The organism is Paenibacillus violae, assembly GCF_032461945.1.
Lineage (GTDB): Bacteria > Bacillota > Bacilli > Paenibacillales > NBRC-103111 > Paenibacillus_E > Paenibacillus_E violae.
In genome coordinates this window covers 783,210-795,386 of record NZ_JAWCUD010000002.1, presented here as the reverse complement: position 1 = coordinate 795,386, position 12,177 = coordinate 783,210, and the positions used below count along the sequence as shown (strand labels likewise).

8 protein-coding genes and 2 tRNA genes are annotated in these 12,177 nt (G+C 44.2%); all 10 read left to right on the top strand.

What is annotated here, in order from left to right; genetic code table 11:
• Window positions 1-11: 11 nt before the first annotated feature.
• The 10 genes from RQP52_RS10750 (at window position 12) to RQP52_RS10705 (ending at window position 12,134) form a co-directional block, all read left to right on the top strand.
• The gene (locus tag RQP52_RS10750) at window positions 12-2,162 is read left to right on the top strand and encodes a COG1470 family protein (protein WP_315951359.1); all 2,151 of its coding nucleotides are present in this window, start codon (window positions 12-14) and stop codon (window positions 2,160-2,162) included.
• 289 nt (window positions 2,163-2,451) lie between these two features.
• A complete protein-coding gene (locus RQP52_RS10745; protein WP_315951358.1) occupies window positions 2,452-5,562 on the top strand; it encodes an efflux RND transporter permease subunit in 3,111 nt (1,036 codons plus the stop codon).
• A 29-nt stretch (window positions 5,563-5,591) separates the two neighbouring features.
• Window positions 5,592-6,851 (top strand): efflux RND transporter periplasmic adaptor subunit, encoded by a 1,260-nt coding sequence (locus RQP52_RS10740; RefSeq protein ID WP_315951357.1) that lies wholly within the window; start codon window positions 5,592-5,594, stop codon window positions 6,849-6,851.
• A 24-nt stretch (window positions 6,852-6,875) separates the two neighbouring features.
• On the top strand, window positions 6,876-8,627 hold the full coding sequence (locus RQP52_RS10735; protein WP_315951356.1) for a hypothetical protein: 1,752 nt from the start codon (window positions 6,876-6,878) through the stop codon (window positions 8,625-8,627).
• A 151-nt stretch (window positions 8,628-8,778) separates the two neighbouring features.
• The gene (locus RQP52_RS10730) at window positions 8,779-8,943 is read left to right on the top strand and encodes a hypothetical protein (protein WP_164484139.1); all 165 of its coding nucleotides are present in this window, start codon (window positions 8,779-8,781) and stop codon (window positions 8,941-8,943) included.
• Window positions 8,944-9,032: 89 nt separating this feature from the next.
• Window positions 9,033-9,109: transfer RNA gene (locus RQP52_RS10725), tRNA-Met, on the top strand.
• Window positions 9,110-9,119: 10 nt separating this feature from the next.
• A tRNA-Ile gene (locus tag RQP52_RS10720) sits at window positions 9,120-9,193 on the top strand.
• Between the two features lie 196 nt (window positions 9,194-9,389).
• Complete coding sequence (locus RQP52_RS10715) at window positions 9,390-10,931, top strand: stalk domain-containing protein (RefSeq protein WP_315951355.1); 1,542 nt, start codon at window positions 9,390-9,392, stop codon at window positions 10,929-10,931.
• 47 nt (window positions 10,932-10,978) lie between these two features.
• Window positions 10,979-11,266, top strand: a complete 288-nt coding sequence (locus RQP52_RS10710; protein WP_315951354.1) for a DUF2277 domain-containing protein — start codon at window positions 10,979-10,981, stop codon at window positions 11,264-11,266.
• Window positions 11,267-11,399: 133 nt separating this feature from the next.
• On the top strand, window positions 11,400-12,134 hold the full coding sequence (locus RQP52_RS10705; RefSeq protein WP_315951353.1) for a DUF1906 domain-containing protein: 735 nt from the start codon (window positions 11,400-11,402) through the stop codon (window positions 12,132-12,134).
• Window positions 12,135-12,177: the final 43 nt, after the last annotated feature.

Below are 12,177 nucleotides of genomic sequence, written 5' to 3'. Positions count from 1 at the left end.
CCATTCACACCATGAAGATCAAGTTCGGCTACAAATATGCGGCCACAATTGCTTTGTCTGCCACAATGGCATTTGGCGCCATAACACCCGTATGGGCAGATGGCAGTCCAGCCGCCGTAACCATGGCGATAGGTAAGGTACCGATTACGAAGAGCAGCTATTTTGAATTAAAGCAGATTCATGTTTTACCTGATCAAAGCGGCAAGATCGCAACGTTCACGATTACGATTCATAATGAAGGCAGCAGTGAACTGCAATTTATTGATTATTGGGCTAGATTGAAAAGTAAATCAGGCAATCAATTCTCAGCGCGCTTGCTGCCTGCTGATAAGGATAAGAACCGGGTAGCCCCCGGTTCTACAACAGATTTAACATTCTATGCGACGGTGAATCCAAGTACGAATCTTCAGGACCTTGTTGTCCAATTCATCAAGTGGGATTTTAGCCAAACGAATTTCGAACGGGTGCTTGGAGAGGTCGCTGTACCGGAGAATTATACGGATGTCGTTCCATCTGAAGGTACGGGCACCATTTCGATTGGCGGCGTGGAAGTACGCGCATCTATTAAAAAGTTCGTCAGCAACAAAAACGAGAAGTATCATGTTCCCACGGTTTACCTGACGCTGGAGAATGTAGGTAGTCATGCTGTGACTATTCCCGCTTACTTATTCTCAATCAGGACACAGGATGGGCTCTTGTATCCTTTGGAGGCCAAAGGGATCAAGGATTTGAAAATTAATCCAAAAGAAAGCAAAGAAATTCAGCTCTCCGGTTCCATTCCCGTAGCGGTAGCCGCGGATGCTTGGCAGCTGGCCATTGCGGACACGATTGCGGATTTGAAGCTTAATGTAGCCGTAGCCAATTTCCAACTTCCTGCCGTATCGTCTCAAGAAGGTGGTTCAATTGGCAAAGAGTATTCTTTCACGAATAAGTCGGGTGTTTACACAGCTCAGCTAGGTGGTCTTCACCGTCTTCCTTGGGAGGATCAAGATCTACTGACAGCGGATCTAGTACTAAGCAATAAGGGAGATGAGTCGCTGCCCATTCCGAAACTATCCGGTTACTTCCTTCTGGATGATGCGGTCAAAATCGATGCGAAGCTTATCCAGACAGCTAAAGTGATTGGGCTTGGAGCGGGTACGAGCGTTAACCTGCAGCTTGCCGGCAAATTGCCGTATACGTATGAGTTCTCTCAAGTGAAGCTTGTACTCCAAGAGAATGAGGGAGATGAACCGGCTACGGGGACAGAGACGACAAACACAACAACAACGGATGTCCTGGAGTTCTCAACACAAGCTGAGCTTCAAGCTGTTCCTATGGTTGGACTGGGCGAATCCTATTCGTCGACGGATGTTGGGCGCAAAGCCAAGTATGCGATTAGGAGCGTATCGACCTACGAGGACAAAACAAGCATCATGTATTCAGCCATGGTTGAGGTGACTAACCTGGAGAAAAGATTCACGAACGCCACCAAGCTTGTCGCGAATTTCCGGTCACCGGACGGAACTGTATTCCCGGCTTCTGTTGCGGAAGTGAAGAATAAAATTTCTCCAACAGGAAAAGGGCTGCTTAACGTTTGGGCGCCTGTGCCAAAAGGCTTCTCAACCGAGAACATGAATTTGCTACTTGGCGAAGCCGTAACGGAGGGCAAACTGTCGGAAGGCGACAAGGCTGTTGCTGATTCCTATGTAAATCCAGTTGCCTATACACTGCCAGCGGAGAATACGAAAGTGGCAGATACACTTAAGAATGTGGACTTATTCCCTTACACGATTAGCATTAATAAAATTGGGACGAGTATTGAGGATAAAGTATTTACACTCAAATTCAACTACGAGTTAACGAAAGAGAAACTAACTGAAATTAATACCGAAGGCCACAACTTATTGCTTGTATTTGAAGATGGCGGCGGAATTAAACGTTTTGAGAGAAGATTCGATTTCAAAGACTTTGACGTCTTCAATGGAGATTCCACGGGGGATGAGGATACGAAGATGCGACTTGGGAAAAGAGAGAATTTCAAAATCTCGATCCCCGATGAAGGCCTTATTTTTAATACAAAATTCCTGCAAAAATATACACTTAGTGTGTACGACGAATTCCAGGGGCAACGAAAGTTAGTTGCTTCTCAGAAAGCGGATTGGTTTATTACTACGGATTAATAACATACATCTAAGGGTTGCCTCAAATGGTCTGATAAAGCCAATGAGCAGCCCTTTTTTTGTGTCCAGTCATAAGAAGTCATAACAGGATTGCCCGCCATATGACCAACATATGACTGAAATATGACTTCACTCACCTGTTTTTATACATAGCCCGATATATAATAAACCCAGACCGAAAAAAACATAAATTTTCCATTGTAATTTTATGTTTTGTTAAGAAATTCCAAGTATGATGGTTAAGTGAGTGTCTCAGAGTATTAAAGCTGGTGATAGGGGAGAAGTGAGAATGATCAAGTTAACCGATTTTTCAATGAAAAATGTAGCAGCAATTTTCATCCTGATGCTGCTGTTGGTCGTAGGTGGTACGTACTCCACAACGACGCTCAAGGTAGAAAGCTTTCCAGACATTACTTTTCCGGTCGTCATTGTAAGTACTACATACGTAGCGCCTCCTAAGGATGTGCTGGATGAAGTTACGAAGCCGCTCGAAAAGGCGGTTGCAGGCTTAGACGGGTTAAAGACCCTTAGCTCAAGTTCGCAGGATAATTACTCACAAATTATTTTGGAGCTTGAACAGGATAAGAAGCCGGAAGATGTGAAGAAGGACGTTGAGAGCTTAATCTCCAATGTTAAGCTTCCGCAGGGATCTGAGAAGCCTAAGGTGTTAACAGCCGGCTTTGCTTCCGAACCGGTATACTATCTAGCCGTATATGGTGACGAGGGTATGAACCAAGCAGAGCTGGATAATGCGTACAAGGATACAATTCTTCCAGGCTTTAATGGACTTAAAGGGGTTGACCATGTTGACTCTGTCGGTAACCAAGACGCAGTACTAACGATTAAGCTGGATGCGCCTGCGATTAACAACTATGGTTTAACTCCAGCGGATGTCTCTGGATCCATTAAGGCAGCATTGGTTTCCAGCCCTGCAGGTACAGTGGATTTCAATGGTAACCAACAGATGGTTCGTGTGAAAGGCGAAATGGATACCATCTACAATTTGGACAATTTGAAAATCACGACAAAAACAGGTGATACGCTACTCCTTAAGCAGATAGCCAAAGTTGAAGCCATTAGCGAATCCAAGTTTATTGCCAGATTAGACGATAAACCGGCGATCGGCGTGCTTTTGTACAAAACCAAAGCGGCCAACGCCGTGGAATTTGCAGATAGCGCAGATAAATTAATGGCAGACTGGGCTCAGACTTTGCCTGGCGTGAAATTCCACAAAATTTATAACTCAGCCAACGATATCAAAGATTCTATCCATGGAATGGTCCAAGAAGGCGGCTTAGGCGCGATTCTGGCATCTGTCATGATCTTGCTGTTCCTTCGTAATATACGAATGACACTGATCGTACTCGTTTCCATTCCTCTATCGATTCTCGTCACGCTGTTAGTCATGGGACCATTGGGCATTTCCCTGAATATCATGACGCTTGGGGGTATGGCGATCGCGGTCGGACGGGTAGTAGACGACAGTATCGTCGTTATCGAAAATATTTATAGTCAGTTGCAAGTGGCCCAACAACGTAATGAATCCGTTATTCGATTAGCAACGAAACAAGTTTCGAGTGCGATTACGTCCTCAACCATTACAACCGTAGGTGTATTTGGTCCGATCGGCTTCGTAAGCGGGGTTGTCGGCGAAGTTTTCCGTCCTTTTGCGATAACGCTGGTTGTAGCTCTTTTATCTTCATTAATTGTTGCGTTAACTGTCATTCCCATGTTGGCGAAGCTGCTGGTGCTTAAATCCAACAAACTTACCAACCACGACGAACATCATATTGGACCGATGGGTGAGAAGTATAAGAAAGCGATCATCTGGTCTTTAAACAACCGTATCAAAACGCTTTTAATAGCCGGCGTGGCCCTTATTCTTTCTATTGTTATTACTGTTCCGAATTTAGCGGTGGCCTTCATGCCAAACAGTGAAGCTGTCAAACAAGGGGCTATTGAAATAAAAATGCCTCGCGAAACATCTATTGAGATGATGAATGAAAAATCCAAAGAACTCGAAAGAGAATTAAAGCAGCATAAAGATAAATTGGGCAATCCTGCTTTCAAGTATATCGAATCCCTGGTTGGTTATAACCAAAGCAGCGACCGGTATGCCTATAGAGCGATGATGTTCTTTGAATTAACCGCAGACACAGATGCGACAGAGGCTGTCAAAATCTACAAAGAAGATATGCTGAAATTGATGCCGCCAGGTTCGGATGTCAACATCCAGTTATTTACGGGTGGACCTCCAACATCAACAGGTTCTGATTTTGCCTACTCGCTGAAGGGTGATGACCAGTTATACCTCCAGCAAGCTGCTAAGATGGTGGAAGATAAACTGAAAGAGTTTCCAGAAATAAATGATATCAAAGATAGCTTGAGTGATTCTAAAACGGAAGTTGAGATTACGGTCGATCAAAATAAGGCTCGATTGTACGGACTATCTTCAGCGCAAATTCTACAAGCTGTTAGTTCCTGGATTGCAGAAGAAAAGCTCGGAGATTTGAAGTTTAACAATGTGACCTATGCAACCAAAGTTATGCTTAATCCAACTTATAAAAATTCCGTGGACAAATTAGGCACATTTTTGGTCAAAACACCTACGGGTCAAACGATCCAGTTAAATGAAGTCGCTCATATTGCGCAAATTGACGCGCCTAATAGCATCAGTCGTGAAGATGAAGAACAAATTGTAAGTGTAAGTGCCAAAATTGATAGTACGGATAAAGGAGGCGTGAGCCAAAAAATAACGGCTGAATTGGCAAAGCTGGAGCTGCCGTCTGGGGTCTCACGTGAAGTCAAAGGGGTTTCTGATGATATTAACAGAAGCTTTATGCAAATGTTTGTCGCCATCTTTGCATCCATTTTCATCGTTTACATCGTCATGGTAATCGCATTTGGTAACGCAAGAGCGCCGCTGGCTATTCTTTTCTCACTGCCGCTTGCGGCCATTGGGGGGCTGTTAGGGCTTCTGATTACAAGAGAATCTATTAATGTTACCTCACTCATCGGATTCCTCATGTTAATCGGTATCGTTGTAACGAACGCGATTGTACTTGTAGACCGTGTACAGCAGCTCAGAGAACAAGACTATTCCATTCGGGATGCACTTATTGAAGCAGGGATTACACGTTTAAGACCGATCATTATGACGGCAGGTGCAACGATTATTGCCCTCTTGCCGCTTGGCTTAGGTTTATCCAAAGGGACCATTATTTCCAAAGGATTGGCGGTTGTTGTTATTGGGGGACTTACGACTTCAACGCTGCTAACACTTGTCATTGTACCGATTATGTACGAGATTTTATTCAAAAAGAGAGAACGTCGTTGGTTCAAAAGAAAAGGGAAATCGTCAACCATACAAACGGAGCAAGCACCATCTGCGCTTCAATAAGCTGAATTGGGGAAAAGGAGAAATCGAATATGAAACGTCAGTTGTTTACGATTAAGCAAAGTGCCAAATTATTCGGTGTCGTCGCGCTTAGCGCGGCGATCATCGCAGGATGTTCCGCATCACCTGCTGCAAGCCCGAGCGCAACGCCGGCAACGGCTGCCGAGCAAGGAGTTAAAGTAGTGAAAACGGCTAAAATTGCCAAACAAAAGATTGGTAATCCGATTGAGCAAGTAGGAGACGTTGTCTCTTCCATTCAATTGGATGTTGTGCCTAAGTCAGGCGGGGAAGTTATTGAGATTCTAAAGAAACGCGGAGATAAAGTTGAGAAAGGTGATGTGCTGTTCCGCCTAGATCCGACCGATGTTTTGATACAAAAAGATTTGAATTCCGTGAGTATTAAAGGAGCCCAGGCCGGGCTTGTTGAAGCTAAACAGAAGACAGCCAACGGAATTGCTGATGCTAAAGACGGAGTGTCCAAATTAGAGACAGCCGTTAGCGATCTTGAGAAGGCTTATAACAAGGCTCGTAATGAATACGATCTAGGTACAGCGACGAAAACGCAGTTAGAACAGTCTGAAACAGCGCTAACCAATATGAAAAAAGATTTGGAGAGCGCACGTAGAACGCTGAAAACTGCGCAAGAGACGAATTCCCTTGCACAAGTGGAAACTAGCCTGGAGTCAGCACAGGTTAGCGCGCGCAGCATCGATAGAACACTAAGCAACCTCGATGTAAAAGCGCCTGCTTCCGGTGTGCTAACGGATCTCAATGTGACAGTTGGTGAAACTTTGTCACCAGGCGGTCGTGTCGGAGAAGTGCAGCAGACGAACCCGGTGAAAATCAAGTCCCAATTGACCGAAGCATCGGCTGCTCTCGTTCGAGGTAAAAGCGAACTGATTTTCTACATACCAGATGTTACTGATAAAGCCAGCGCTAAAGTCACGTACTTATCTGATGTCATTAATGGTCAATCCAAGGCGTATGATCTGGAGTTGGAAGTCCCGAATCCTGATGGTAAGTTGAAACCAGGTTCCAAGGCCCAAGTCGAGCTTACCAAAGACGATGAACAAATCGTACCGGTTATCCCGAGCCTTAGTATCGTTCGCGAAGGCGGCGACAGCTTTGTGTATATCGTGAACGGGGAAACTGTCCAAAAACGTAAGGTTGAACTTGGTCGCTTAAACGAAACGAATCAAGAAGTGTTATCCGGCGTTAAGGAAGGCGAGATGCTCGTGATCTCCGGACAGCACCAACTGAAAGATCAAGATAAAATTAAAGTGAGCAACTAGCTCGAGCTCAAGGAGGAGAACTACGTGAATAAGAAAATGAAGAGATCACTGGCCACTATTGTACTATCCGCTGCACTTTTAACTACCGCTTCTTTTCCTGCATGGGCTGCGGAGGGTGTGAGCTCGGCAGTTTTCGCTCAAACAAGCACGAATACCAGCTATGCGCTGACTGATAAAGTTGAAGTGGAGATCAAAAGCATACTCAACGAGCATGAATCGGATACAACGAAGCTAGGAGCAGTCATTCGGATTAAAAATACGACCGATAAAATAACTCGTGTCCCTGATTATGAATTGCGCGTTCGCATGGCGGATGGCGTTGAATATACGCTGCAGCCGAGTGCCAAAAATCCAAAGTCGATACTACCGAAGACGCAGCAAGAGCTTAGCTATCTAACGAATGCAGAACGCAGCGATGATGCTGAACTTAGCGAGCTTAGCTTTGTAGATGTGGATATGGAAGTATATCCGAAAAAAGAAACAACACTGCTGAGCGTACCGGTTGACGCGGCGCTCGTGTGGAAAGGCAGTGACAGCACGATTACCAAAGCTTCTGCGCTTCTGAAGTGGGGAGAGGCTTTCACACTGCCATCTCTGAGGACATCGGTAGGATTTATTCCTGTGGATATTCACAAGGAAATCACAGCCAAAGGCGTGTCTACTGTTGTGCAAATTCAGGTCGTCAATCCAACGAATGAACGCCAAACCGTTCCGAATTTCGGAATCGACGGCAAGACGGATAGCAAGGTTTATTCCGGCGATCGTGCCGAAGCTTCCGTTGTACTTGATCCGGGTGAGAAAAAGTATATTCATATCGTGATCCCAACCGATTTGGACACCGAATTCACGAGTTTGAATGTCGTGACGCCGGAGAGTTTCTTCGCTTCGCAGGGGGATGGCAAAATGCAAGAAGATACCTACCGTGTTGGGCGCGCGAACATTTTACTTCCTGTTGGAGCGGCGACACAAGGCGTCATTCCGGCTCCAGACTACACATTAGGAACACCAGTTAAACTGGATTCAACGAATAAATTTGTACCTTCCAATGTCGATGTGTCGCTTGTTGAACTGCATGTCACAAACAATGAAGATGATGGATTCAATACGGCAGTGGCCAAATTTAAACTAACGAATAACAGTGATCGTCCAGTCCCTATTCCAGCGATACAAACGGAGCTTGTAAGTAAAGACGGCTTTGCTTATGGAGGAAGAAGACAGGCGGCAACTGCGCTTAGTGTTGTTCCTAAGGCTTCTTATGTGGTCAGCTATTCCTATGCGCTTCCTGCTTCCGAAACAGGCGAGGGCTTGAAGATGAACTTATACAGCCAGCAGGCTAGCGGAGATACGGTGTATAAGTCGCTGCTCGCAACAGCGAAGGTGCCCGTTCAGACTAACGAGACAACGAGTAAAGTGCTTAATGTTTACCCTTACGAGATCAATATTAAGGACTGGAGTATCTCAGCGATTTATCAAGCTTCCTTGACCTACGATTACAAGTTGAAGCTGGAGCTGGACATCAAACCGGATAAACAGGTAACAGTGGATAAGTATAACAACAAGCTATCCTTTGAATTATTCGATAAAGTTGGCAATCCTGTTGGAAAAACGACGAAAGATTTGTCAGGCGAAGGAAGATTGTACAGTGGTTCGAACACAATTGACCTAAGTGCGAGATCCGGTCAACTGGATTTCCCAATTCAAGTCAAAGTTTATGAGACCTTTACGAACGAATATGGAGAAACGGTTAAACGATTCCTTACAACTTTTAAACAATAAAAGTTCAATGCCGCCTGGTAGTGCAAGAAGCACTACTAGGCGGTTTTTCATTTTTTTCGTATATGCAGGATGTTCATGAGGATTGATTCATAAGTCTGATCGGTTTTGGATAAGATAGGTTTATCGATTTCATTAAAACGGAGTGATTGCGATGAACTGGATATATTGGGCAAAATTATATGATTCCAAGTTTCAAGCGGGCTGTCTGGCGAAAAGAATGGAAGAAGACTGGTGGATTTACGGGTATGAATGCCCACAAGAAGTGGAAGTTTTCAAGTCGAAAAAGGGACGTTTCGGCGTTCGTTACAATACGTAATTTCCTGCATTTTATCTAAAAATTAACGCTTGACTTACCACTCGCGCTTAGTGTATATTTATTTTTGTCGCTGTTGAGCGGCAACATGACGCGGGGTGGAGCAGCTCGGTAGCTCGTCGGGCTCATAACCCGAAGGCCGCAGGTTCAAATCCTGCCCCCGCAACCAAATTTTATTTGGGCCTATAGCTCAGTTGGTTAGAGCGGTCGGCTCATAACCGATTGGTCGGGGGTTCGAGTCCCTCTGGGCCCATAGTAGTGAAACCCTTTGAATAAGGGTTTTTTATTTTTTAGAAGATAAAACAGGCCTCTTATTTTCATCAATCGTTTGATGAAGATGAGGGGCTTGTGCACGTTTTTGTGCACACAGCTTTTTGAAAAAATAATAAGAGAATCAATTTGAAAGGTATGGTAAACTGTGTAGGAAATTACTACATGGAGGAAGTTGCATGCCATTAAATTGTGTTAGAAGAAGCCTCATTTTATCTGCATTACTTGTATGGACTTATTCACCATTAGCAGTGTTTGCTTCATCTACAAGCGGACTCGTTTCCATCAAGTTAACATTGGGGGAAACCAAAGCTTCAATTAATGACAAGAGCGTTACTCTTCAAATGTCTCCGCACCTTGTTGAGAATACAACGATGGTCCCACTCCGATTTGTTACAGAAGCCTTAGGTGCCACCGTTAAATGGGATGGAGCTGTACAGAGAGTTGACTTGGCATATGGGACAAAGCTCCTCTCCATGCAGATAGGAAATGCAACTGCTCATGTAGACGGTACGCCAATCCACCTTGAGCAAGCTCCTATTATTGAAAATGAAGTCACTCTCGTGCCGATTCGGTTCATTGCAGAGAATTTCCAACAGACAGTTACATTCGATGAACTTACTCGGGTTATCACGATTTCGCCAGCAGATGATCAAAGCTTGAATGGCGCTCTCCCTGTCAAAAAGCGATTGGATAAGCCGACAGTTGATAATTTAACTTCACAGAACTCTATAAAAATTCCTTTAACTGGACTCCTCCCATCATCTGGACCTTATCCGCATTATTTCCTTAGTGATATGGAGATGATCTCGGATGGTAAGGATGATCTGTATTTCATATCGCAAAATGATCAGTCTAACTTCTATATTAAGAAGATGAATCTGAGCAAAGGAAAAGAGATAAGTTTAGAAACCATCCTTTCGTTCAACGATACAAAGTTTGATTTTGAGTATAAAGACGAGCGTGGTGCGGCAAGCAAATTTCTACATTATGAATTCATCCCAAAATCATTATTCTATGATCAAGCTTCAGATAAACTTTTTGTCATGGGAAGAGACTTTTATAATAAAATGGCTGTTTTTTATCAAGTATGGCCTAGCGTGAAAATGATTGCGTTTGATACGAGTGGACAATTAGATACGGATACGGACTTTATCCAGCCTTTGAATGACGGACAAACATATGTGATAAGTAACTCTTTCAAAAACATCCTGTACACAGCTCATGAGGGAGAGAGGCTCACATCTTACATGAGTGTCGAGGGAAATCGCATGCATCATCTTGTTCCACTTGTTAATAATGGGATCTTGTATGTTCTTGATCGCGAGAGCAAGCAAATAAAAGAGATTACTCCTGGGGTAGGATCAGAGGTAGTTGCTACATTAAATATTGAACAAATAAATACCGTAATCACGCATGATGGATATTTTTTCATTACAGATGGGAAGCAATTTTATCGTGCAAATGTAGAGGGGAAGATTGAACCCTACGCGAATATGGATAATGCCATTTATAGAAAAGGTATTTTTAATTCCTTGACTGGGAACTATGATCAGATGCCCACTCCGCCAGGCTACTCGGGAGCATTAAATGATGATTTTGAGCCTAAAAAAATGGTTCTTGGTATTTCACCGCGATTTGTCATAAATGCCGATGGCAATATTCTGATTTATGATGATATTAATTTGATTCTTAGGAAAATTACGGTTTTCGAGAATTAAGCAAAAGTGTTCAACAAATCAAAAAATTCGCAAAGGAGCTGCTTGTTATGTGTCGTAATATTAAGCCGCTTTTTAACTTCAACCCCGTTGCTACAGATGCTGAGATTCAGGCGGCTTCTTTACAATTTGTTAGAAAAATTTCGGGCTTCACCGCGCCATCCAAGGCGAATGAGGAAGCTTTCAACCGAGCGGTCGCTGAGGTGGCGCTAGCTGCACGTCAATTAATGGATTCACTCGTCACTACTGCGGAGCCGCGCAATCGAGAAATCGAAATCGAGCGTGCACGCGCTAGAAACGCCAAACGATTCGGAACCGTAAAAAAGCTGGAGTCCTAATAAAAAGGCTTTTACCTTCTTAGGTAAGAGCCTTTTTGTTGCTTTCCTTTAATTAGCAACTCATTTGAAGTGTAGCAATCTATTGTCTACGAGCATATGATGTAACAAACTAGTAGAAATTAGGTGATAGAAAGTGGCCAAAGGTTTTGATTGCTCAACGCCTTTAACGGCGCAAACCGCCGCAGCTTTCGTCAAAGATGGCTACTCGTTTGTGGCCAGATATCTCGTCCCGAGCGGGTATAAGGCTTTAACGAAAAGTGAAGCGGAACAAATCAGCCAAGCAGGTTTGGACATCGTATCTGTTTTCGAAACTACGGCAAATCGGGCTCTTGGCGGAAGAAATGCAGGATTGGCTGACGGCGCTACCGCGGTACAGGTGGCTCATCAGCTAGGTCAGCCTGCAGGAAGCTGTATCTATTTTGCTGTCGATTTTGACGCGACTAGCGCTCAAATGGCTACGGTCATTGCGTACATTCAAGCAGCAAGTGAAGCGACTCCGGAGTATACCACCGGGGTATATGGGTCGTATGCGGTTATGGAAGCTGTGAAGCAAGCAGGTGCTTGCTCGAGATTTTGGCAGACCTACGCATGGAGCGGCGGTAAAAAATCTACATTCATTAACATTTATCAATATTTGAATGATGTTTCAGAGAATGGCATCCAAATCGATCATGATGAATCCTACGGCAGTGAAGGCTGGTGGAACACGCTGACACCAGTGAACTATCCACTTACAACGCATGATGCCAATGTCATCATCCCTTTTCTGTCAGCTGGCTATGAAGCGACAACTTCGCTCCCAGCTCGAGCGGAATTCAATCGCTTAGCGAATGAACTGCGCAAAGCGTCTGGCCAGCCGCTGCAATAAATGTAAAGCCCGTTAACTCTCGTTCCTGAGAGCTAACGGGCTT